Source organism: Fulverythrobacter fulvus, assembly GCF_037154085.1.
Classification (GTDB): domain Bacteria; phylum Pseudomonadota; class Alphaproteobacteria; order Sphingomonadales; family Sphingomonadaceae; genus Andeanibacterium; species Andeanibacterium fulvum.
Genome location: NZ_JBANRM010000004.1, coordinates 246,196 through 269,802 on the forward strand (window position 1 = coordinate 246,196; position 23,607 = coordinate 269,802).

The window sequence follows — 23,607 nt, forward strand, 5'->3', positions numbered from 1 at the left end:
GATTTAGGAACCCATGAACTGCGCCACGCTCGCCCGCTCGGCCTCGCTCATATGCAGGCCCAGCTTGCTGCGCCGCCAGAGCACGTCCTCTGCTGTGCGCGCCCATTCGACCTCGCGCAGATAAGTGACTTCGGCTTCGCTCAACCCCGCGCCAAAATGGCGGCCGAGATCGCCCCACGCTTTCGCCTTGCCCAGCCATCTCCCGGCCCGCGTGCCATAGGCGCGAATGATGCGGGTCGCCTCCACTGTCGAGAGGAACGGGTGCTGCCGCTTCAACTCGTCTGCCAGCGCCGCCTGCCCGTCCACCGGGAAATCCCCGCCGGGTAGCGGCGCCCCTGCCGTCCATCCGGGGCCAGACAAGGCTGGGATGCGCCGCGCCAACGTGTCCACTGCCGCTTCCGAAAGGTGGCGGTAGGAAGTGATCTTGCCGCCGAACACATCGAGCAAGGGCGCGCCCTCTTCCGGCGGGGAAAGCGGCAGGCGATAACCGCGCGTTGCCGCCTCCGGCCTGCCCGATCCGTCGTCCACCAAAGCGCGCACGCCGGAATAGGTCCACACGACATCGGCAGGAGTCACGCGCCTGGCGAAATAGCGGCTCGCCGCCTCGCACAGATAGGCGATCTCGTCTTCAGACGCCTCGATCCGGTCCAGCGGTCCAGTGTGATCCCGGTCAGTCGTTCCGATCAGGGTAAAGTCCCGCTCATAGGGAATGGCGAAGCAGATGCGCGTATCGGGCAGTTGGAAGATATAGGCGTAATCATGGTCGAACAGGCGGCGCGTCACGATATGCGATCCTCGCACCCGTCGCAGCGAGAAGCGCGGCGCCTGCCCCGTCAGCCGCGCCACATCGTCCGCCCCCGGCCCGGCAGCATTCACCAGAGCGCGGCCGTGGAATGTTCCCGCGGGCGTTTCCACTGCCCATAGCTCACCCTCCCGCCTGATCGCCGTAGCGGGCGTGCGGGTACGGATTTGTGCCCCGCGCTCCGCCGCGTCGAGCGCGTTGAGTACGACCAGCCGGGCATCGTCCACCCAGCCATCCGAATATTCGAAACCCCAATGCAGCGAAGGGGCCAGCGCCGCGCCTGCGGGATGGTGGCCCAGCCGGATCGTGTCGGCGGCGGGCAAGCGCTTCCTGCCGCCGATATGATCGTAGAGCAGCAGCCCCAGCCGCAGCATCCAGCGCGAGCGCAGATGGGGCATCCACGGCAATACGAAGCGCATCGGGCGGATGATGTGCGGGGCAATGCCCCACAGCACTTCCCGCTCCCTCAGCGCCTCTCGCACCAGCGCGAATTCGTAATATTCGAGATAGCGCAGCCCGCCATGGACCAGCTTGGTGCTGGCGCTGGATGTGCCGCTGGCAAGGTCCCGCGCCTCCAGCAGGAGGACTTGCGCCCCTCTCCCCTGTGCATCGCGAGCGATCCCCGCGCCGTTGACCCCGCCGCCTATGACGATGAGGTCGAACGGCCCGGTCATCCCGCGCGGCCCATCAGTGGATATGCACCGGCGGACCCGGCCGCGGATGGAGGCGGCGGAACAGGCGGCCCTTCTCGCTATAGAGCACCAGCAGCAGCGCAAAAACGCCCGCCAGCAGCAACGCCCAGGCGAGCGGGCGGGCCGTGCCGTCATAGTTCTGGCCGATGACGAGGCCAATCAGCGCGGCAAGCACCATGCGCAGGAAGGACTGGATGGCACTGGCCGCCCCGGCGATCTCGGCAAAGGGCTGCATCGCGATCGAGCCGAAATTGGCGCCCAGGAAGCCCAGCAGCGCCAGGTTGCAGGCCATCAGCGGCAGGAACCACAGCAGCGAGGCGCTGTGCGGCGAGTGGGAGACCCACACCTGCAGCGCGCTGATGACGATGAATACCAGCAAGCCCGCATGGCTCACCCGGCGGGCGCCGAAACGCTCCACGATCCGCGAATTGACGATGCTGGAAATTGCCATCGTCGCCGCCGTTCCGCCGAAGATATAGGGGAACATGTCGCCCGCGCCGAAATGCTCGCCCACCAGCTGCTGAGCCGAATTGACGTAGCCGAACACGGTGCCGATCACCAGCGAGGTGCCCAGCACATAGCCGATCGCCTGGCGCGACGTGGCCGCGATATAGAGATTGCGGGCGAGGATCTTCGGCTGGATTTCCTGCCGGAATTCAGGGTGCAGCGTTTCGGGCAGGCGGATGCCCGCCCAGATCGCCATGACCACGCCCATGACGCTCAGCCCCACGAAGATCCAGCGCCAGCCCGCCACTTCCAGCACGAGCTGGCCCAGCGAAGGCGCGATCACCGGCACGGTGATGAACACGGCCGAGATCATGGAGAAGACGCGCGCCATCTTGTCGCCTTCGAACTGGTCGCGAATGATCGCGCCGGGCAGCACCATCAGGCCGGCCGAGCCGAAGCCCTGGATAATGCGCATGATCAGCATCTGGTCGAAACTGGTCACGAATGCGCAGGCGACGCCGAAAACGACATAGCACAGCAGCGAAACCATCAGCAGCTTCTTGCGGCCGAAACGGTCCGCCAGAAGGCCGGGAATCAGTGTGCCGGCACCCGTGGAGAGCAGAAACAGGCTGACGATATATTGCCGCTTATTGGCATCGAGCATGCCGAATTCGCCGGCAATCTCGTCAATTGCGGGCAGCATCCCGTCGATCGCCAGTGCGTGCAGCGCCATCAGCATGGCGGTCAGCACCACCAGCTCGGTATTGCCCAGCACGCGCGGTGGGGAAAGGTTGGAATCCGTTGCCATGCGCGCCCATTGCCCGCTCTTACAAGGCATGGCCAGTGAGAATTGTTGCAAGTGCTAACAATTTTCCTGTCGTTCGGCGCACTCTACCTTTCGCGGCCGGGGTGACGGGAGGATCGTTCGGCGGTAACCTGCCGCCAACGCCATGGACCGCGACGAACACGACGATGGGGAGGCCGCACTGGGCCTCAGGAAGATCATCCATGTCGACATGGATGCCTTCTTCGCCAGCGTGGAACAGCGCGACGATCCCGATCTGCGCGGCAAGCCAGTGGCGGTTGGCGGCGCGACCGGGCGCGGTGTCGTGGCGGCCGCAAGCTATGAAGCGCGCAAGTTCGGGGTCCGCTCGGCCATGCCGTCGCTGCGCGCCCAGCAGCTCTGCCCCGGGCTGATCTTCCGCAAGCCGCGCTTCGATACCTATCGCGAGGTCTCGCAGCAGATCCGCGCGATCTTCCGCGACTACACGCCCCATGTCGAACCGCTGAGCCTCGACGAGGCCTATCTCGACGTGACGGAGGATCTCAAGGGCATCGGCTCTGCCACCCGCATCGCTGAACTGATCCGCCAGCGTATCCGCAAGGAAACCCAGCTCACCGCCAGCGCCGGAGTGAGCTACAACAAGTTCCTCGCCAAGCTGGCCAGCGACCAGAACAAGCCAGACGGCCTGTGCGTGATCCGCCCCGGCCAGGGCGCCGCTTTCGTGGCCGTGCTGCCGGTGCGGCGTTTCCACGGCGTGGGCCCGCGCGGGGCGGAAAAGATGACGAAGCTTGGGATCGAGACCGGTGCCGATCTGCGCGAAAAGGACCTGCCTTTCCTCAAGCAGCATTTCGGCAGCTTCGCCGACTACCTCTATCGCGCGGCGCGGGGGATCGACCTCAGGCTGGTGCGCGCAAATCGTCCGCGCAAATCTTTGGGCGGGGAACGCACTTTCATGGACGATATCTCGTCCGGTCATTCCCTGCACGAAACGCTGGACCATATTGCCGATATCGTCTGGAGCCGGATCGAGGAGGCTCAGGCGCGCGGACGCACTGTCACCCTGAAGCTGCGCTTTACGGATTTCCGCATCGTCACCCGCGCCCGCTCGCTCACCCATTTCGTGAGCGGGAAGGAAGAATTCGCGAAGCTCGGCCATGCCCTGTTGAACGAAATGCTGCCCCTGCCCCTGCCGATCCGGCTGATGGGCCTCACTCTGTCAGCGCTGGAAGGCGAGGAAAGCAGCACGCCGCATAAGGACATGGCGCAATTGTCTTTGCTCTAGTCCGTCAGCATCCCGAGCGCCGCATCCACCAGCGCCACCCGCCCTTCCGGCAAGGCATCGAGCGGAAAGAAGCGCGCCTCGGCGATCTCCCGCCCATCGGGGCGAAGTTCACCTTCCAGCCGTGCGGAATAGATGTGGCTGACGCAGGGTGCCCCATGGAGCAGCCTGCGGTTCACGCCCAGTGCCAGCAAGCCCACGGCCTTGCAGCCCAGTTCCTCCGCGATTTCGCGCCGGACTGCCGGCTCTGGCATTTCGCCGCGCTTGAGGCCGCCGCCCGGCAGGGTCCATTTGCCCGAGCCATAGGCATGGCGCACCAGCAGCACTTCGCCCGCATCGTTCAGCAGCGCGACGTTCACGCCGCTCAATTGCGGCTTGGCCAGCCGCCACCACGCCTTGCGCAGGCCGTGGGCCAGCCGCAGCCCGGCCCGGTGCAGAGGTGCGGGGATCAGGTGAAGCATGTGACGGGCTGGCGCGCGGCCCCCAGCAGGCGCGCCACGGGCAGGTCGTTCTTACCGTCCAGCGCTGCCAGGAATAGGGCGCGCTTGTCTTCCCTCCGGATCACAAAGAGGATTGCATCGCTGGCAAGCAGCGCGGGAATGGTCAGGCTAACCCGGTCGAACGGCGCCTCCGGCGGCAAGGGATCGGGCGTCAGGCGGCGCACCTTGCGCGGATCGTCGACCTTGGGATCGGTATTGGGGAAGAGCGAGGCGATATGCCCGTCCCCTCCCATGCCCAGCCAGGCCAGCGCGAAATGCGGCGGCGCGCTTTCGGGCGTCAACGCCAGCACTTTCGCCCCGGCAGGCTCCAGCAAGGCACGGATGCGGCCGACATTGCTGGCCGGATGATCCTCCGGCACGATCCGGTCGTCTCCCGGCCACACGGCGACACGCCCCCAATCGAGCGGCATGGCAGCAAGCTGTTCGAGAATGGGGAACGGGGTCGATCCGCCGGGCACGGTAATAGCCACACCCCCTTCTGCCTGTCCGAGCGCGGCCGAGAGTTGGTCGTGGAGCCAGTGAGCAATCGCGCGATCGTCCGCGCCGTGGATCATATGAGGCCGAGTCATCGGCCAACCCTATCACAGGCTCGCCTTACGGAAAGGCCGCCGCAGCATTGCCACGGCGGCCCCGCTGTCCAGGATCCAAAGGGCCAGGCCGAGCAGTTATCCCACGCGCCGGGGGTTCGGTGGCTGCGGGCAGGCTGCGGAAGGACACCTTTCGATAAGACCGCAACGCATGAGACGGCGCGAAAGTTCCGGCGCGAAATCGGAAGACAACCTAGAGGATTCCCCGCGCGGCAAGGCCCGTCCAGACGGCCGCCAGCAGCATGGCGGCGGCGATCGAAAGACGGACCGCACGCAGGTTCACATGCCGCTCCATCTGGCCGCCCAGCGCCCATGCCAGCGTCAGTGCCGCGCCGCCGCCCAATGCCCCGCCCAGCCCCGCAAGCGTCGGCGATCCGGCCGATGCGGCAAAGGCCACGATCAGGAAACGCGCCGCATCCGTCAGCTGGCGCGAAGCGATCACCAGCGCGATGGCCACGAAGGAGCGCGTCGGCTCCGCCGGGTCGCGCAGACGCACCGGCCAGGCAAGCTCGCCCGCGCCCAGCAGCAGGGCCAACGCCACAAACATTGCCTTGCCTTCCGGCGGCATGAGCTGCGCCAGGCCCGCCCCCGCAAAAGCCGCAGCGGCGGACGTCGCCACGCTGGCAATCCACCCGGCCAGCAGCAGTGGTCCGCTGGCACCGAGCTTGCCCGCCAGCATGCTCACCACCCGCTGGTCCCGCCCGCCGGTGGCGGCGAGGAAAGTGGCGAGCAAGGCGAAGAAAAAGGCGGGCATGACGGCAAGCCTAGCATGGCGTGCATCGCCCGGCACTGGCCAATCGCGCCTCGAATGCCTAGCTAGGCATGGATATGAGCGTGGCAATGGACATGAAACGCGGAGCGTGGCGCTGGATTTGCACCCTGCTGGTGCTGATCGCGGCCGCGCATGCCGTGTTGCCTGCGGGCCAGCCCATGCAGCGCGTCAGCGGTTCCGCCTTCAGCGCATCGACCGCCGATGTCGCCGTGGGCTGCAGCACGCGGGCGGAAGAGCGCAGGCAGGCACAGCCTCAGCCCGCGCCGCCGCTGCCCGCTGCCTGCGTCACGCAGAGCCCTCCGCTGGCCGCGCAATTGCCCAGCCGCCCCTTCGCACCTCGCCCGGATACACGCGGCCCCCCGCTTTTCGAGACGACCCTTTTCCTTCTCAGTCCCAGGGCACCGCCCCTCGCCTGACCGGCCACCGGCCGCACATCCGCTGCGGCCAGATTTCCCGTCCGGACAGGATATGACACATGAGTTCCGACAATCCCGCCGCCGCCGAAAGGCGTGCGGCTGCCGAGCGCCTGCTCGAACGCTACCCCGACCTCGATGGCGAGGAGCTGCAGGCCCTGATTCACTATTTCCGCAGGGAAGCGTCCTCGCTCGATTGCGCGCTGGTTTCGTCCAATCACGCAGTGCTGGGCAAATATCGGCAATTCTGCCGCGATCACTATCTCAGCCGCCTGCGCCCGCGCGAGGTTGCGCTCGTCGCGACGGGCATCGTCACAGTGGTGGTGCTGGTGATCCTCTATCTGGTCTACGGCCAGACGCCCTGAGCAGCCCCCGGGGCGGCCCCGCAAGGCAAGCCGCCCCGGCCCTGCAAGCAGAGGCTATGGATCAGCCGGTGAAGGGAATGGAGCGGGTGAAGGGAATCATCCGCAATAGTCTCTCATGAATCTCCGCGGTTTCCCCTCGCATTCCGGGCGTTTTAGCGATTAATCTTCGCTGATGGCTGACGAGCATAGAAATCAGCATTGGATTCCCGAGGTCTACTCGCGGGCATGGTGCGACCCAAACCGCCCCGGAATCATTCACCGCTATAACTCGGACGGGAAATACGTCGATTGGCGGCCGGTGAAGCGCGTATTTTCTCAAGACGATTTGTATACGATCTATGGAGAGGCCGGCGAACGTGACGTTCGCGTTGAAACCGAATTCCTTCACGCTCGCGAAACAGCTTTCGGAAGGATCAGGCCGAAACTCGAGAATGGAGACGAACTGACGGAAATCGAACACGCGGAATTGTTGATCTTTGTGGCGAGCTTACATCGCCGCTCACCTGAAGCGCGAGATCACTGGCAAAGGTTCATGGACCAAGTACTGAAGGTCGGCGATGATATGGATCGCCATCTAAAGGCGTTGCCTCCGGATGAGCGGCGAGAGGTCGCCAAAGGTCTCCGATCGATAAGTTCATCGAACGACAGCACGAGCATTTCTCTAGAAGATTGGCGAAAGAAAACGGCCGCTCAATTCGGCGAATGGCTTCCTAACCACATGTTTATCGAAGCAAAAGCTATGACCGGAATGGGAATGGTAGTTCTTCAAGCGAGCGCTGACGCTGGCCAATTCATCACTTCAGACTCTCCGGTGACATGGTGGGATTACGAAAATCCGCCGGGGCACCGGCTCGGAATTGGTCACCCAACAATAGAAGTCACCCTACCAATTTCACCATCGACATGCATTCTTTTCCGTCACGGTGATGCCGGCACCTACCAACTCAACGCGGAAGGAGTGGCAGAAATCAATCACCGCACGCTTCATGGGTGTCGAGAATTCTTTATCGCGAACTCACCCAATGTCGTGGTCGAATGGCACCAAGCCCCTCGATGACAACCCGCTCGCGCACCAACACCTTTGGCGATGGAGCGGGTGAAGGGAATCGAACCCTCGTATTCAGCTTGGGAAGCTGCTGCTCTACCATTGAGCTACACCCGCACTATCAAGCACTTGGCGAGGCGGAGCCGGTGTGTATCACATCCCGGTTATCGCCTGACCCTGTGAGATGGCGGGCGAGTGCCACGACCAGCGGCGCAACGTCAACCTCTCTCTTTCGCTTTTGAGCGCAGAGACGCCGCGCTCGCTCAACCTCCCGCCTTGTACGCCACCTGATCCATCGCGCCGAAAGGCGTAGCTCCCACGGAATCGCGAGCCTCCATCCGCACCCGGTCGCCGAAATGCATGAAGCCGGTCTGCGGCGCGCCGTGGGCGATGATCTCGATGGCGCGGCGTTCGGAAATGCAGCTTGAGCCGACCTGGGCATAGGCTTCGTTCGCCACTGTGCCCGATCCGATGATCGTGCCCGCCACAAGATCGCGCGTGGCGGCGGCATGGGCGACGAGTTCATGGAAGCCGAAGCCCATTTCACGGCCATTGGCCCGGCCAAAGGGTTCGCCGTTCCACTCAATGGCGAGATCGAGGCACACGCGCCCGTCCTTCCAGCCATCGCCAAGCGCATCGGGCGTGACGGCGAAGGGCGCCATGGAGCAAGCGGGCTTGGCCTGAATCCAGCCGAACCCCGTCTTCATTTCCGGCACGGCCAGCGCACGCAGCGACCAGTCATTGATCTGCACGATCAGCTTGATGTGGTCCATCGCATCGCGCGCGCTGGTGCCCATGGGCACTGCATCCACGATCACGCCGAACTCGCCTTCGAAATCGATGCCCAGCGCCTCGTCAGGGAAGGGTATCGGCGCCGAGGGGCCATAGAAGCGATCGGACAGGCCCTGATACATCAGCGGCTTGTCATGCTCGATCCGCTCGGTGCCGAAAGCGACCTGCATCAGGTCGGCATGGGCCTGGAAGGCGGAACCGTCGAGCCATTGCCAGGAACGCGGCAGGGGTGCCCGCAGGCTGGCCGGATCGAGCGAGCGCCCCTCGCCCGCCTCTACGCGCGCGGCGAGGCTGCGCAGGTCCCCCTCCGCCGCATGCCACTGGCCGATAGCCGCAAGCAGGCTGGGCCAGCGCGGCCCGGCGGCAAGCGCGCGGGTGCCGTCAGCCGAGACGACCACCAGCTCTCCATCCGGCGTGCCGTTCTCGCGCGTGGCCAGGCGCATCAGAGCCCATCCTCGAACTTGCCGTCGATCAGCACGAAGGCGATGCGGCAGGGCTTGCCTGAACGATTGGCCCAGCCGTGATTGGTGCCACGCTGGATCACGATGTCGCCGGGGCGGATCACTGTCTCGCCCTCATCGACGATCAGGGTCAGTTCGCCTTCGAGCATGATGCCGTAGTCCACCGTTTCCGTACGGTGCATGAAGGCATGGCGCGAGCCCGCGCCGCTGTGAGAAGATACGTCCGTCTCCCCCACTTCGGCGAAATGCGCGCGCGCTTCCTCGGGGGTCATCGTATCGAAACTGGCATCGTCGGGCGGGATATCGAGCACGCGGATACGCGTCCCGCCAGTGGGCGGGGAAAGGCGAATGCCTTCCTCCACCGGTTCGCCCGAAGCCCGGTCGATCCGGGCAGGCGTCTCCTGCGTGTTCCAGATTTCGTAGAACAGCGGGCCCCGTTCTCCGCCGATGCGCTGGATACGCGCGGGCGCACCGTCTTCCTGAATGATCGCTGCCCCCTTGGCGTCATGCCCGGTCACGATCCTGCGCACAGGGGTATTCATCATCTGCTTCTCTCCCGCAACCACTTCGTTTGGGCCGCTTCTTGTGGCCGCTTCTTTCAGGCCGCCCTGTTCACCCTGTATGACCGCCAAGCTGCCCGGCCAGCCAGTCGGCGATATAATCGCGCGCGTAGGACATGTTGTCTGCCCCAACATGCTCCACCCCGCCCTCGCGCTCGGTGAATATCTTGAGTTCACGCAGCGGGGCATTAACCAGTTGGGCATAGCTGCGATCGGCATATTCCAGCGAGATCTGTCGGTCTTTCTCGCCATGAGTGACGAGGAAGGGCACCCGGATGCGCTCCATCACGCCTTCCAGATGCATCTCCTCCGCGCGGGCGAGGAATTCCTCCATGTCCTTCGCCCCGAAGGCCCACATTACATGCGCCCAGTAATGCGGCACGGGATTCTCGCCCTCGCGCCGGATGCGCTTCTGCTGCACCTCGGCCCAATTGTGGTTCGCACCCCAGACGGCGCCTGCCGCAAAGCGCGGCTCGAACGCCACGGCGCGCGGGGCGAAATGGCCGCCAAGGCTTATGCCGGTCATCGCGATGCGATGCGGATCGGCGTCGGGCTGCGTTTCCAGCCAGTCCACCGCGCGCGATGCCCAGTTCTCGCTATGGGGATCGACCGGCAGGCCCTGAAGACGCAGCGCCTCGCCACTGCCGGGCTGGTCGACGCACAGGGTGGAGACGCCGCGCCGGGCCAGCGCCTCTGGCAGGCGCGACCAGTAGAGCAGTTCCTTGCAGCTATCGAGGCCGTTGCAATAGACCACCACCGGATGCGGCCCCGGCCCGGGAGCCCTTGTGTAGAGCGCGGGCATGGTGCCGTGGGCGAGCGGGATTTCCACTCTCTCGCGGTTGATCCGACCCAGCGCGGTCGAGCGGTCGAAGGCTGCGCGGGCACGCAGATAGGTCTCCTCCCGCCCCGCACTGCCCTGCGCCTGCATCCGTTCCGCCACCAACAGATAAAGCGCGGCGCGTTCCAGCTTGTCGGACGCGGAAAAGCCACGGCCCTTCGCCTCATCCTCGTCGGCAAGCTCGATCAGCCTGTCGGCCACGCGGACCCATTGCGCCATGAATTGCGGCGTGCCCGCATCGGCACCGCTATCGGCAGCATCGCGCAGGGGCAGGCACATATCCATGATCTCGCCGATCTGCGCGCCGCTCTCCAGCGCCATGGCCACCGACAGGTTCCAGACATAGTTCGGGAAGAATTCGAACAGCGCCATTGGCTCAGACTCCCGCCGGCTGAAACAGGCGCGCGTCGGGCGCGGCGTGCGGCATGGTCTGCGGTCCGCCAACGCCGACGCCCCACTGGTCCATGATCCGCGGTGCGGGGGCATGGACCTGCGGCTGGTGCGTCTCGAAATCGACCTCTTCCAGTTCGGCCGTATATTCCACCGCGAAGCCGCCAGGCGTGACGAAATAGCTGAACGTATTGTCCCCCGCCGTGTGCCGCCCCGGCCCCCAGCGGATTTCGATATCGTGCTGCTTCAGGCGGGAGATGCCACGCATCATCCCGTCCACACCCGCCATGTCGTAGGCGACGTGGTTCAGGCAGGGCGGCCCGGGCAGGATCGCGATCCGGTGATGGGCGGAATTGCAGCGCAGGAAGCACATGAAATCGCCCAGCCAGTCCGAAACGCGGAAGCCCAGCACATCGGTGAAGAAGCGCACCAGCGCCTGATGATCGGGCGAATGGAGCACGATATGGCTGATGCGCAGCGGAATGCCTTCCCAGCGTTCAACCTCGCGGCTTGAACCGACCTCAACTCCACTTGAGATTTCAAATGGCAGGCCATCCAGGCTGAAGAATCGGAAGCCATAACCGCCGCCCGGCCCCTCCAGCGCCTGCGGACCGTGGACGATGCGGCAGCCGGCTTCTGCGACCTTGCGGTGCAGTTCCTCCACATCGGCGGGCCCCGCAGCCGCGAGCGCGATCACGTCCACATGATCGGCATCCGATGCGCGCAGGCGCACCACGTGATGCTCACTGCTTCCGGCGGCCTTGAACCACGCCATACCCTCGGCCGAGGCGACCTCTTCCAGTCCCCATTTCGCGGCATAGAAGGCTCGCTCGGCATCGAAACCGGTCACGCCGTAGCCGACATAGCGAATATCCGTCACACGGCTCATGGCCTGTCCTTTCTCAGATCGGTTGTGCGGTGAAGTGGAACATCTCGGCGGTCGCCTTGGCATTATCGACCAGCGGGCCCTTGCCGAGCTGGCCCATGCAGATGGCCAGGCTGGCGCGCACGATATAGGCGCAGCGATCGAAGCGGCGGGCGCGATAGGCCGTCAGCGCTTCCTCGACAGTGGCATGGCGGGCAAGCTCCTCTGCCAGCACCAGACTGTCCTCGATCGCCATGCCCGCGCCCTGCCCGAGATGCGGCGTGGTGGCGTGGACGGCGTCGCCCAGCAGCACCACCCGGCCCTTGTGCCACGGCCCTTCCACCAGCATGCCTTCCAGCGGGCGATAGACAACGCCATCATCGTCAGTGATCTGTTCCGCCAGATCGCGGATCGCCGGAGCGCAGCCTTCAAGGCGGGATCGCATGGCCGCCGCCAGCCCCTCGCGCGGATAGCGCGGGTTTCCCGGCTCGGGCGTGGTGGCATAGAGATACATCACATCCTGCCCGATGGGAACAAGGCCCACGCCGATCCGGCCATTATAGGCATGCAGTGCGTCCAGCCCCGGCGTGCGGGGCAGATTGTATCGCCACACCGCCTGTCCGGTGAATTGCGGCGTTTCCGCCTCCGGGAACAGCATCGCACGGGTCTGCGAATAGACGCCGTCCGCCCCGATCACGAGATCGTAGGTGCCGCTGCTTCCATCCGAGAATTCTACCCGCACCCCTTCAGCGCCATTGGCAATTTCGCTGGCCGTCACACCCAGCCGCACCTCGGCCCCAGCCGCCAGAGCAGCATCGCCCAGCAGCTTGTGCAGCGCGGGCCGCCCCACGCCAAGATTGGCGGGATAGCTTTCCAGCAGGCGCGGCGAAGGAACGCGGGCGATCCTCGTACCGTCAGGCATAAAGACTTCCACTGCATCGAAGCCGACGCCGGATGCGACATAGCCTTCCAGCAGCCCAAGCTCAGCCACGGCACGCAGCACATTGCCCTGTTGGATGATCCCCACGCCATAGACGGACCAGCTAGGGTCCTTCTCGATCACCGTAACGGCGAAACCGCTCTGGCGAAGGGCAATGGCCGATGTCAGCCCGCCAATCCCGCCGCCGATGACCAGCACCGACAAATCCTGCATCCTATGCCTTCCCGATTCTTCTCCGTTGGGGAGAAGGTAGGGCAGACAGTTCAATCCGAAAAAGCGATTGATATTATCATATTCAATCAGATTGATTTATATTTGGATTTGCGTGGCCTCGCGCCGCAATTCGCCACGCAACCAGCGCAGGCCTTCGTCCATCTCCCGCGCCCGATGGAATTGCATCGCTTCGCGCATGACCGGGAAGGGGAACGGAATTTCGGCAATCGCCAGCGGGAAATGGGCCACCAGCAGGCGGGCCAGCCTCTCATGCACGATGGCGATCCGCTGGGTCCCCTCGATCAGCCAGGGCAGCATGGTGAAGCTGCCGCAGGTGATCTCCACCCTGCGAGCGTAGCCCATCTGCTCGATCTGGCGATCAGCGAAGGACGGCACGCGATTGCTGCCGACATGGACCGCAACATGCCCCAACCTGCCGAAATCCGCCTGAGAGAAGTGCCCCGCAAAGGCGGGATTATCCGCCCAGCCGACGATCACCTGCCGCTCCTCGCACAGCAATTCGCAGGGCTGGCCCGGCTGTGCAAAATCTTCGGGCGTCACGATCAGATCGGCTTTGCCTTCCATCACCAGCTGCGCGGCTTCCTCGGCCGGCAGCATCAGCTCGAGCCTGATCCCCGGCGCCTCCTGCGCCAGCCGGGCGGCCAGTGGGGCGACGACCGAGCTGGTGATATAATCCGAAGCCACAATGCGGAAGGCCCGCCGGGTGGCGGCCGGATCGAAGCGCGCGGAGGCGGTAATCAGCGCCTCCGCATCGCCCAGCAACTGGTTGATCGGCCCGGCAAGGCTTTCTGCATGCGGCGTGGGATGCATCCGCCTGCCATGGACGACCAGCAGCTCATCCTGGAAATAGTCCCGTAGGCGGGACAACGCCGCGCTCATGGCCGGCTGGCTGACATTCAGCCGCCGGGCCGCGCGCGTGACGTTCCGTTCTTCCAGCAACACCTGAAAGGCGAGCAGCAGGTTGAGATCGAGTCCCTTGAAACGCATTTCCCATCCGTTTCATGGATTGAAATCCATGGGAACAAGAAATACGCGTGATACCCGTGCAGGTCAGCCTTGCAACACCACGGCGCCATCCTTGCGCGCCAGCGCGAAGCGATTGACCACCAGCGTGCGGTAATCGGGCTTGAGCACCGTATCGACCGCCACGAAGCTTGCCTGCCCGCCCGCGCGCGTCAGTTCGAGGCGGACATAGCCCTGATGCATGTTGTCGGTCCAAACCACCTCGGGATTGTGATCCGCGAAGACCTTGTCGAACTTCACCGAAAGCTCCGGCCCGAAGCCGCTAGCCATGAAATCGCCGGGCGAGGTAATGCCCGCCGTGCCCAGTTCGACGCCCGCCGGGCGGCCAGAGGAATCGGCCAGTTGGTTGGCCCAGAAGCTGTGACTGTCGCCCGTAAGGAAGACCAGATCGCCCGCGCCCGCCTTGCGGCTGAGATCGTAGAGCCGCTCGCGCGCCCATTCGTAGCCATCCCAGGTGTCGGGATAGAATGGCAGGTTCCACTTGCCCTTCCACGCCAGCGCCCGCGCTTCCAGCGAGGCATCGGCGGCAGGTTCCGCCATCAGGCCGAGCGCCACCACGTCAGGCACATTGGTGCGCGCGATGGGCATCGGGTTGCCGATCAGGCGCCAGGGCTGTCCGCCTGCCACGGATTGCTCGAGCGCAGCGGAAAGGTCCGCCTCAAGCTCGGGCGCCAGCATGGTGCGGCCCGGCGCACCGATCACGTCCTTCACCAGATGGCGGGCGTCGTCGGCGCTGGCGATCTTGTCTGCGTAATCGAGATAGTCGACCTGCAAGGCGCGGGCCGTGTGGCGGGTTTCCAGCGTGAACAGGGTGGCCAGATCGCCGAAGCTGTAGCTGCGCCAGAACTGCATCCGGCTGCGGCCCTTCTGCGCCAGCCATTCCGGTTCGCGCACGGGCATCCATTCAAAATAGGCCTGGATCGAGGCCGCGCGGCGGGCCTGCCAATCGCCTTCCTTGTCCGGCTGGTGGTTCTGTGCCCCACCAGTCCAGGGATTGTTCGCGCTTTCGTGATCGTCCCAGCAGGCAAGCAGGCTGTGCGCGGCCAGCATCACCTGCGAACCGGCATCCGTCTTGTACTGGGCATGGCGGGTCCGATAGTCCGACAGGCTGACGATCTCATGCGCCGGTTCATGGCGGCGGCCGATCGTGCGGCCGACATCGTCGCCCCAGCTATCCTGCCCATATTCGTAGATGTAATCGCCCGTGTGCAGCACGAAATCGACGTCCGCGTCGCGCGCAATCGCATCATAGGCGTTGAAGAAACCGAAGGGGTAATTGGAGCAGGAGGCAAGCGCGATGCCCAGCCGGTCCAGCTGCCCTTCAGGAAGCGTCCGGGCCCGGCCCACGGGGGAAATCGCATCGCCAAGCTGGAAGCGGTAATAATAGGCCGCACCCGGCTCCAGCCCGTCGGCCAGCAGCTTCACCGTATAGTCACGCTCCGGCCCGGTTGTGGCGGTGCCCTGCTTCACGATCTTTTCGAAGGCAAGGTCGCTCGCCAGCTGCCAGCGCACCTCCGGCGTGCCTTCCGCCGTCACGCGGGTCCACAGCACCACGCTGGTCCGATCGGGATCGCCGCTCGCCACGCCGTGACGGAACACCGGATTGGCCGACAGGTCATGCGCCGCCGCACGCCAGGGAAGAGTGGCGAGGAAAGTCGTTCCGGCAAGACCGGCAAGAGTGGTGCGGCGAGTGACGGGGGCGGCAAAGGCCATGGTGGGAGCTCCGGTTGCGGGATCTGGTTAGAAAGACATTGAACCGGCCATGTTTCAGCCAGATGGAAAGGGCGCCCCCGCAAAGGAGCGCCCCGAATTCCATGCCGAAACCGGACGGGCAGGCACGGCGGAGAATGACCTCCGCCGTGCCCGGCCGGATCAGAAGCCGGCCTTGACGGTCACGAAGACCTGACGGGGAGCACCGACCAGCAGGGTCTGGCGGTCGCCCGAATTGCCGTAGCCGCCCGAACCGATGGTCGAGATATACTGCTTGTCGAGCAGGTTGGTGGCGTTCAGCTGCAACTCGATCTTGTCGGTGAAGCGATAGCCGATGCTGGCATCGGCCAGCAGGCGTGCATCTACCGACTGGTCGTTCAGGTAAGTGAAGTAGCGTTCCGACATCCAGTTGAGGCCGACGCGGCCGAAGATCGTGCCATCGTCATAGGCCAGTTCGCCACGCAGCATATGTTCGGGGCTGTCAGTCAGCGTCTTGCCCTTGATGGCGGAAATCACGTTGCCATCGCCGTCCAGCACGTCGTCGCGATAGGTCGCGTCGGTGTAGCTGTAGGACGCATAGAGCGAGAAATTGCTGCCCAGCTTGAGATCGCCCGCCGCTTCGAAGCCGATCGAACGGACCGAACCGACATTCTGCAGCGCGCTGGGGTTGCCCTGGATCGAGGAGCCGACTGCGACCGAAAGCAGGCGGTTCTGGAAGTTCACCAGATAGACGCCGATCACGCCGTTGAAGCTGGAGGTGTTGTAGCGCAAACCTGCTTCATAGGTGTCCGAGCTTTCTGGCTTCAGCGTATCCTTGATCGCATCGAACCCGGCCTGATTGGTCGAGAACGGGCCAGTCGTGGTGGCCGAGGCATAGGCCCGGGTCGATTGCGTGAAGCCGGCGAAGACTTCGGCATTATCCGACAGTTCGTAGACTAGGCCGACATGCGGCTGGAACCAATCTTCCGCCGTGATCTTGCCTTCCGGATAGCTCGCCTGCACCACGGCATCGGCTTCGTTGGTGACCTTGAAGCCCTTCCAGCCCAGATTCACCTTCAGCGATCCGAGGTCGATCTTGTAGGCCACGAAATATTGCAGCGTGTCAGTGGTGAAATCGAATTCCCACTGGGTGAAGAACGGGTTCTTCGGATAATCGCGGAATGAGAAGCCCGGATCGGTGCGGCTTGCCAGCGCGTAGAAGCGGCGGGCCTGATTGAACTCATTATGTTCGTACCAGCCGCCCACGCTGACCTGATTGCTGCCTAGATCGATGTCGAGCGAGCCGAAGATACCGCCACGGTCGATCTCATATTCGGTGGTGCGAACCGAGATCGGCGTGCCGTTGGGGCTGGGAACGTAAGGCGTCGCCCACAGGCCCATGCCGCGATTGTTGTGGTAGTACCCCTTGACCGAGAGGTTCACCTTGTCGCCCAGCGGCGCCTTCACGCCCAGCGAGGCGACAAAGTCCTTACGCAGGCCTGCCGCATCGTAATAGGCATCGTCGACATATTTGTAATTGCCCGGGAACACCTTGCCCGCGGCCGGATTGCTCGGCGCAAGGCCGGTAATATCCGAAAGACCGTCGGCACCCGGCAGGCCGGTGGTGTTATTGAAGGAGTCGATATTGTTGGCAACGTCGGCGAGTTGGATCGCCAGAGCATAATCGCCGAACAGATTGTCGGAATCGTAGCCGAGCCGGTCCAGCATATCGAGCGACATGTCCTGGTAGTCCTGCTCGCGGCGGTCCGAATAGCTCAGCCAGCCGTCGACTTCGGCCTGACCCACCGGGATCACGACCTTGGCATTGACCATGTGCTGGTCCTGCGTGCCCTTACCCTTGTACTTGTCGGTCGAGCCATAGGCATAGCTGACAAAGCCGCGCGGGCCATTGGCGCTGCCGGCATTGAGGCGCACGAAACCGCGCATCGTATCGTTGCTGCCGTAAGTGGCGGCAGCGTCGGCGGCGAAATGGTCTTCCGGATCGCGCGAGAAGCTCTGCACGGTGCCGCCCAGATTGTTGGTCGACTGCGTGCCCAGCGTGCCCGCGCCCTGCGACACTTCCACGCGGCCCACGTTTTCGGGGCTGATCACGCGGCTGATATGCAGGCCGTTATGGTTGCCATAGGTCATATCGCCCAGCGGGATGCCGTCGAACGTGAAGCCCAGCTGGTTCTGGTTGAAGCTGCGGATCGAAACGCGGGTGGACCATTCGTAATTGCCGAAGGGGTCGGCCGCCTGGAAGTTGACGCTGGGCAGCTTCTCGATCGCCTTCAGCGGGCTGGTGCCCGGCAGCAGGGTGACGATATCGTCCGAGGAGATTTCCTGCACCTGGCGGGTTTCGCCCTTGCCGTAGACGACGATTTCATTGTCGGTCGTCTCGGCGGCCGCCGCTGCTTCTTCGGCATGGGCGGAATTGGCTAGCGCGAGGCAGGTCAGACTGGCGCCAATGAGCACGCCCGCACGGAGCTGATGGAGTCGCATTTTGGTCCCTCATGGTTTTTTGTTGCAGCGCGGCATTGACGAGGGATTTTGAAATGCGAGGGTCAGTTTAGGGACGGAATCGTGACTTTCTTGACAGTTTAGTTTCAAATGAGAACTTGTGCTGCATCGCAGAAGAAAGGTGCCGCCTGACCGGCCCCACAGGCGCACGAGAAGGCCCGCCGCGATGCGGCGTTATGGCTCTGTGCATCGCCCCGCGAAGGGCAGGCGGGATCAGTTACCCGACGAGTTGCGTTCGCCGGTTTCGCTGCCGGTCTTGGCGGCGTCGGCCTGATCGGCCGTGATCTGCGCGACAGGCTTGGTGTCGGTGCTGGCAGGCTTGTCGTCATCTTCGGCCATGCCCTTGCGGAAGCTGCGCAGGCCCTTGCCGAAATCGCCCATCGTTTCCGAGATCTTGCCCCGGCCGAACAGGATCAGGATCACCACGGCCACGATCAGCCAGTGCACCATGGAAAAGGAACCCATTTCGAATCGCTCCACCGTTAGGTCGGTATTTCTGGCGCGCCTATAACCGAACCATGCAAGGAAAGTGACAGAATTCGAGTTCGGCATTTCCCGCCCGGCCGCATCGCGCTAGTGCTCGCACATGGATCTGGGCCCGCTCAATCACGTCGGCGTCGCGACGCCATCCATTGCCCGCAGCATCGCCTTCTGGCGCGATGCGATGGGCGCCACCCAGATTTACAACCCCTTCCCCATGCCCGAACAGGGTGTGACGGTGTGTTTTGTGGACATTCCGAACACTCAGATCGAACTGCTGGAGCCGCTGGGAGAAAACTCCCCCATCGCGAAGTTCCTTGAGCGGAACCCGGAAGGCGGCCAGCACCACCTGGCCTTCGAAGTGCCTGACATTGCCACCGCCCGCGCCGCCTTCGAGGCACAGGGCAAGCGCATCCTGGGCCCCACCCGCATTGGCGCGCATGGCACGCCGGTGTTCTTCCTCCATCCCAAGGATATGGGCGGCGTGCTGACCGAGATCATGGAAACACCCGCACATGGCTGACAAGTCCGACTGGCAGGCCCGCGCGGAAAAGGAAGCCAAGGGCGCGGACCTCACCTGGCACACGCCGGAAGGGATCGCGGTCCAACCGCTTTATACGGCAGAAGATGCGCCCGCCGACCCCGGAGTGCCCGGCTTCGCCCCCTTCACGCGCGGCCCCTATGCCAGCATGTACACGGTGCGGCCCTGGACCATCCGGCAATATGCGGGCTTCTCCACGGCGGAGGAATCGAACGCCTTCTATCGCCGCAACCTCGCCGCCGGGCAGAAAGGCCTGTCGGTCGCCTTCGACCTTGCCACTCATCGCGGCTACGATTCCGATCATCCCCGCGTGGTGGGCGATGTCGGCAAGGCAGGCGTGGCAATCGACACGGTCGAGGACATGAAGCTGCTGTTCGACGGCATCCCGCTGGCCGAGATGTCCGTTTCCATGACGATGAACGGCGCCGTTATCCCGATCATGGCCTTCTTCATTGTCGCGGGCGAGGAACAGGGCGTGCCGCGCGCCCAGCTATCGGGGACCATCCAGAACGACATCCTCAAGGAGTTCATGGTCCGCAACACCTACATCTATCCGCCCGAGCCATCGATGCGGATCGTGAGCGACATCATCGCCTTCTGCTCGGCCGAGATGCCGAAGTTCAATTCGATCTCGATCAGCGGCTATCACATGCATGAGGCCGGGGCGACGGCAGTGCAGGAACTGGGCTTCACCATTGCCGACGGCAAGGAATATGCGAAGCGCGCCATGGCCGCTGGGCTCGACATAGATTCCTTCGCCCCGCGCCTGTCCTTCTTCTTCGGCATCGGCATGAACCTCTTCATGGAAGTGGCCAAGCTGCGCGCCGCCCGCGTGCTGTGGTGCAAAGTGATGGAGGAACTGGGCGCGAAAAACGAAAAGTCCAAAGCCCTGCGCACCCATTGCCAGACCAGCGGCGTCAGCTTGCAGGAGCAAGACCCCTATAACAACGTCATCCGCACTACGGTGGAAGCACTGGCCGCCACTCTGGGCGGGACGCAAAGCCTGCACACCAATGCGCTGGACGAGGCGCTGGCCCTGCCGACTGACTTTTCCGCGCGCATCGCCCGCAACACCCAGCTTATCCTGCAGGAGGAAAGCGGCATCACCCGCGTGGCCGATCCTTTGGGCGGGAGCTATTATGTCGAGGCGCTGACTGCCGCTCTGGTGGAGGACGCGGGCAAGCTGATCGCCGAAGTGGACGCCATGGGCGGCATGACGCAGGCCGTCGCCAGCGGCATGCCCAAGCGCCTGATCGAACAGGCCGCCGCCGCGCGTCAGGCCCGCGTGGACCGGGGCGAGGATGTGATCGTGGGCGTCAACAAATACCGGCTCGCCGAGGAGCAGCGGATCGAGACGCTGGAAGTGGACAATCACGCCGTGCGCGAAAGCCAGATCGCGCGGATTGCCGCCGTGAAGGCCGGGCGGGACGAGGCGAAGGTGCGGGATGCGCTGGCGGCGCTGACGGCGGCTGCCAAAGCTGCTCCCCCATCGGGGGAGGGGGACCGTGCGCAGCACGGTGGTGGGGGCGTGCCCGAAGGCAATCCCCCTCCGTCATCGCTGCGCGATGCCACCTCCCCCGGCGGGAGAGGATCTGGGATGGCTCCAACACCCGCTCAGCCTGAGCCTGTCGAAGGCCACACGCCAACGCTTCACCCAGCCGCCAACCTCCTCACCCTCGCCATCGAGGCCGCCCGCGCCCGCGCCACTCTCGGCGAAATCTCCGCCGCGCTGGAGGACGCCTTCGGCCGCTACGGCACCCAGCCCCAGCCGGTCGGCGGGATTTACGGCCCCGCTTATGGCGATGATCCACGCTACCAACAGGTGCTGGACGGCGTGGAAGCCGTCACCCGCCGTCTCGGCCGGAAGCCGCGCCTGCTGGTCGCCAAGATGGGGCAGGACGGGCATGATCGCGGGGCAAACGTCATCGCCAGCGCCTTCACCGACATGGGCTTTGACGTGATCAGCGGGCCCCTGTTCCAGACCCCTGCCGAAACCGCCGCCCTCGCCCTTGCCGAAGGGGTGGACGCCGTGGGCGCCAGCAGCCTCGCCGCCGGGCACAAGACGCTGATCCCCGAACTGATCCGCCACCTGCGCGAAGCAGGCCGCGCCGACATCAAGGTGGTGGCCGGCGGCGTGATCCCGCCGCAGGATTACGACTTCCTGCGCGAGGCGGGTGTGCAGGGGATTTACGGGCCGGGCAGCAATGTGGTCGAATGCGCGGCGGATATGCTGCGGTTGCTGGGGCATAATATGCCGCCTGTGGGGGAGTAGACGATGATCAGCTTCCCTCCTCGTCACCCTGAACTTGTTTCAGGGTCCATTTCTCCCCATGCGATGTCAGGGCGGGAGGAGAGATGGATGCTGAAACAAGTTCAGCATGACGATGTGAGAGGCAGCATCGCCGTTATCTCGTCATTCCAGCGAAAGCTGGAATCGCAGGCCCCCACGTCCAGCCCAGCGGCCAGAGACCCCAGCTTTCGCTGGGGTGACGGCTTGTAGGAGCCGTCATGTTCACCAAAATCCTCATCGCCAATCGCGGCGAGATCGCCTGCCGGATCATCCGCACCGCGCGGCGCATGGGGATCGCCACGGTGGCGGTCTATTCCGATGCCGATGCGCGCAGTCCGCATGTGAAGCTGGCGGATGAGGCCGTGCATATCGGCCCCTCCCCCGCCGCGCAGAGCTATCTCCTGCCCGAGAAGATCATCGCCGCCTGCAAGGCCACCGGGGCCGAGGCCGTCCATCCGGGCTATGGCTTCCTGTCGGAACGGGCGAGCTTCGTGGAGGCGCTGGAGGCGGAAGGGATCGCTTTCATCGGCCCGCCGCCCAATGCCATCGCGGCGATGGGCGACAAGATCGAGAGCAAGCGTCTCGCGGCGGCGGCGGGCGTGAATGTCGTCCCCGGCTTCGTCGGCGAGATCGAGGATACGGAACATGCCGTCCGCATTGCGGGCGAAATTACCTATCCGGTGATGATGAAGGCCAGCGCGGGCGGCGGCGGCAAGGGAATGCGGCTGGCATGGTCCGAACAGGACGTGCGCGAGGGCTTCGAGAGCGTGAAGCGCGAGGGCCTCAACTCCTTCGGGGATGACCGCGTCTTCATCGAGAAATTCATCGAAAGCCCGCGCCATATCGAAATCCAGGTTCTGGGCGACCGCCATGGCAATATCGTCCACCTGAACGAGCGTGAATGCTCCATCCAGCGCCGCCACCAGAAGGTGGTGGAGGAAGCCCCCAGCCCCTTCGTGACGCCCGAAATGCGCGCCCGCATGGGCGAGCAGGCGGTCGCGCTGGCGCGGGCGGTGGGCTATCATTCGGCGGGCACGGTGGAACTGATCGTCAGCGGCGCGGACCCAACTGGCGAGAGCTTCTATTTCCTCGAAATGAACACCCGCCTGCAGGTGGAACACCCCGTTACCGAGGCGATCACCGGGATCGATCTGGTCGAACAGATGATCCGCGTGGCGGCGGGCGAGGCCCTGCCCTTCACGCAGCAAGACATCGGGATCGACGGCTGGGCCATCGAGAACCGCGTCTATGCCGAGGACCCCTATCGCAATTTTCTGCCCAGCACCGGGCGGCTGGTGCGCTATCAGCCGCCTGAAGCGGCCTCACACCAACAGCCGTTCGCCCTGAGCCTGTCGAAGGGCGCGGGTGAGGCTGTCGAAGCGCGCGTGCTTCGACAGGCTCAGCACGAGCGGGGATTCGTAAGAATTGACGATGGCGTCACCGAAGGCGGCGAAGTCTCGATCTTTTACGACCCCATGATCGCCAAGCTGATCACCTGGGCCCCCACACGCAGCGAAGCGGCGGACCTTCAGGTGCAGGCGCTGGACGCCTTCCGGATCGAGGGGCCGGGCAACAACCTCCACTTCCTCTCCGCCCTGATGCAGCACCCCCGCTTCCGCGCGGGCGAACTGACCACCGGCTTCATCGCAGAGGAATATCCCGAAGGCTTCATCGGCGCCCCGGCCTCGCCGGAACTGCTACGGGCTCTTGCGGCCATTGCGGGAACCATCGCCACGATCGATGCCGACCGCGCGCGGCGGATCGACGGGCAGTTGAATGGCCCGCCTGCCCCTCCGGGCGACTGGCAGGCAACAATCGACGGGACGGATTATCTGGTCAGCATTGAGGAGGATGCGATCACGGTGGATGGCGAGCCGGTGGAGATCGCCTTTGAATATACGCCGGGCGACCGGATCATCTTCGCCGAGTTGGACGGCGCTCCGCTGACGGTTCAGGTCACGCCGAAGCGGCTCGGTTACATGCTCTCCACGCGCGGTTTCGGTACGCATGTGCGCGTGTTGAACGCCCGTTATGCGGCTTTGAGTGCACATATGATCGAGAAGGAGGCGCCCGATCTCTCGCGCCTGCTGATCTGCCCGATGCCCGGACTTCTCGTGGCATTACATGTGGTTGAAGGGCAGGCCGTGGAACCCGGCCAGCCTCTGGCCACGGTGGAGGCGATGAAGATGGAAAACCTCCTGCGCGCCGAAAAATCGGGCACGATCAGGCAGATCAACGCCTCGGTCGGCGCCAGTCTGGCAGTGGATGCGGTGATCCTGGAACTGGACTGACGTCCAG

21 protein-coding genes and 1 tRNA gene are annotated in these 23,607 nt (G+C 64.4%); 7 read left to right on the plus strand and 15 right to left on the minus strand.

Features of this window, described 5'->3' with window-relative positions; genetic code table 11:
• Positions 1–3: 3 nt before the first annotated feature.
• Positions 4–1,476 carry a glycerol-3-phosphate dehydrogenase gene (locus WFP36_RS13325; protein WP_336981061.1) on the minus strand — a complete coding sequence of 491 codons (1,473 nt, stop codon included), beginning with the start codon at positions 1,474–1,476 and terminating at the stop codon, positions 4–6.
• A 13-nt stretch (positions 1,477–1,489) separates the two neighbouring features.
• Complete coding sequence (locus tag WFP36_RS13330) at positions 1,490–2,749, minus strand: multidrug effflux MFS transporter (protein ID WP_336981062.1); 1,260 nt, start codon at positions 2,747–2,749, stop codon at positions 1,490–1,492.
• A gap of 142 nt (positions 2,750–2,891) precedes the next feature.
• Here WFP36_RS13330 and dinB point away from each other — a divergent pair, with 142 nt between their 5' ends.
• The gene (gene dinB, locus WFP36_RS13335) at positions 2,892–4,007 is read left to right on the plus strand and encodes a DNA polymerase IV (RefSeq protein WP_336981064.1); all 1,116 of its coding nucleotides are present in this window, start codon (positions 2,892–2,894) and stop codon (positions 4,005–4,007) included.
• On the opposite strand, the gene WFP36_RS13340 is transcribed toward dinB, so the two are convergent.
• The 3 genes from WFP36_RS13340 to WFP36_RS13350 all read right to left on the minus strand — a co-directional run bounded on the left by WFP36_RS13340 (position 4,004) and on the right by WFP36_RS13350 (position 5,845).
• Positions 4,004–4,465: an NUDIX domain-containing protein gene (locus WFP36_RS13340; protein ID WP_336981065.1), complete on the minus strand. Its 462-nt coding sequence runs from the start codon at positions 4,463–4,465 to the stop codon at positions 4,004–4,006. The two genes, dinB and WFP36_RS13340, sit on opposite strands and share 4 nt — an antisense overlap.
• A complete protein-coding gene (locus tag WFP36_RS13345) occupies positions 4,453–5,073 on the minus strand; it encodes a 6-phosphogluconolactonase (protein WP_336981067.1) in 621 nt (206 codons plus the stop codon). The genes WFP36_RS13340 and WFP36_RS13345 overlap by 13 nt, the downstream gene beginning before the upstream one ends.
• A gap of 211 nt (positions 5,074–5,284) precedes the next feature.
• A complete protein-coding gene (locus WFP36_RS13350) occupies positions 5,285–5,845 on the minus strand; it encodes a hypothetical protein (protein ID WP_336981069.1) in 561 nt (186 codons plus the stop codon).
• A gap of 74 nt (positions 5,846–5,919) precedes the next feature.
• Here WFP36_RS13350 and WFP36_RS13355 point away from each other — a divergent pair, with 74 nt between their 5' ends.
• The 3 genes from WFP36_RS13355 (at position 5,920) to WFP36_RS13365 (ending at position 7,698) form a co-directional block, all read left to right on the plus strand.
• A complete protein-coding gene (locus WFP36_RS13355; RefSeq protein ID WP_336981071.1) occupies positions 5,920–6,279 on the plus strand; it encodes a hypothetical protein in 360 nt (119 codons plus the stop codon).
• A gap of 59 nt (positions 6,280–6,338) precedes the next feature.
• A complete protein-coding gene (locus tag WFP36_RS13360) occupies positions 6,339–6,641 on the plus strand; it encodes a hypothetical protein (protein WP_336981073.1) in 303 nt (100 codons plus the stop codon).
• A gap of 172 nt (positions 6,642–6,813) precedes the next feature.
• Positions 6,814–7,698: a DUF4238 domain-containing protein gene (locus WFP36_RS13365; protein WP_336981075.1), complete on the plus strand. Its 885-nt coding sequence runs from the start codon at positions 6,814–6,816 to the stop codon at positions 7,696–7,698.
• A gap of 31 nt (positions 7,699–7,729) precedes the next feature.
• Here WFP36_RS13365 and WFP36_RS13370 read toward each other — a convergent pair.
• From WFP36_RS13370 to WFP36_RS13415, 10 genes are all read right to left on the minus strand, one after another.
• Positions 7,730–7,803: transfer RNA gene (locus WFP36_RS13370), tRNA-Gly, on the minus strand.
• Between the two features lie 146 nt (positions 7,804–7,949).
• Positions 7,950–8,921, minus strand: a complete 972-nt coding sequence (locus WFP36_RS13375; protein ID WP_336981076.1) for a fumarylacetoacetate hydrolase family protein — start codon at positions 8,919–8,921, stop codon at positions 7,950–7,952.
• Positions 8,921–9,484, minus strand: coding sequence for a cupin domain-containing protein (locus WFP36_RS13380; RefSeq protein ID WP_336981078.1), 564 nt, complete (start codon positions 9,482–9,484; stop codon positions 8,921–8,923). The genes WFP36_RS13375 and WFP36_RS13380 overlap by 1 nt, the downstream gene beginning before the upstream one ends.
• 67 nt (positions 9,485–9,551) lie before the next feature.
• Entirely contained in the window at positions 9,552–10,709 is a 1,158-nt protein-coding gene (locus WFP36_RS13385) for an alpha/beta hydrolase family protein (protein ID WP_336981079.1), read from the minus strand.
• Positions 10,710–10,713: 4 nt separating this feature from the next.
• Positions 10,714–11,616, minus strand: coding sequence for a VOC family protein (locus tag WFP36_RS13390; RefSeq protein ID WP_336981081.1), 903 nt, complete (start codon positions 11,614–11,616; stop codon positions 10,714–10,716).
• Between the two features lie 13 nt (positions 11,617–11,629).
• Positions 11,630–12,745 (minus strand): FAD-dependent oxidoreductase, encoded by a 1,116-nt coding sequence (locus WFP36_RS13395; RefSeq protein WP_336981083.1) that lies wholly within the window; start codon positions 12,743–12,745, stop codon positions 11,630–11,632.
• Positions 12,746–12,841: 96 nt separating this feature from the next.
• The gene (locus WFP36_RS13400) at positions 12,842–13,753 is read right to left on the minus strand and encodes a LysR family transcriptional regulator (protein WP_336981085.1); all 912 of its coding nucleotides are present in this window, start codon (positions 13,751–13,753) and stop codon (positions 12,842–12,844) included.
• Between the two features lie 63 nt (positions 13,754–13,816).
• Entirely contained in the window at positions 13,817–15,502 is a 1,686-nt protein-coding gene (locus tag WFP36_RS13405) for an alkaline phosphatase D family protein (RefSeq protein WP_336981087.1), read from the minus strand.
• Between the two features lie 159 nt (positions 15,503–15,661).
• A complete protein-coding gene (locus WFP36_RS13410) occupies positions 15,662–17,980 on the minus strand; it encodes a TonB-dependent receptor (RefSeq protein ID WP_336981088.1) in 2,319 nt (772 codons plus the stop codon).
• A gap of 231 nt (positions 17,981–18,211) precedes the next feature.
• Entirely contained in the window at positions 18,212–18,463 is a 252-nt protein-coding gene (locus tag WFP36_RS13415; RefSeq protein ID WP_336981090.1) for a twin-arginine translocase TatA/TatE family subunit, read from the minus strand.
• Between the two features lie 121 nt (positions 18,464–18,584).
• Between WFP36_RS13415 and mce the strand changes: the two genes are divergently transcribed.
• The 3 genes from mce (at position 18,585) to WFP36_RS13430 (ending at position 23,600) form a co-directional block, all read left to right on the plus strand.
• Complete coding sequence (gene mce / locus WFP36_RS13420; RefSeq protein WP_336981091.1) at positions 18,585–19,001, plus strand: methylmalonyl-CoA epimerase; 417 nt, start codon at positions 18,585–18,587, stop codon at positions 18,999–19,001.
• The gene (gene scpA, locus WFP36_RS13425) at positions 18,994–21,291 is read left to right on the plus strand and encodes a methylmalonyl-CoA mutase (protein WP_336981093.1); all 2,298 of its coding nucleotides are present in this window, start codon (positions 18,994–18,996) and stop codon (positions 21,289–21,291) included. Before mce ends, scpA begins: the two co-directional genes overlap by 8 nt.
• Positions 21,292–21,527: 236 nt before the next feature.
• The gene (locus WFP36_RS13430; RefSeq protein ID WP_336981095.1) at positions 21,528–23,600 is read left to right on the plus strand and encodes an acetyl/propionyl/methylcrotonyl-CoA carboxylase subunit alpha; all 2,073 of its coding nucleotides are present in this window, start codon (positions 21,528–21,530) and stop codon (positions 23,598–23,600) included.
• The last annotated feature ends 7 nt before the right edge of the window (positions 23,601–23,607 follow it).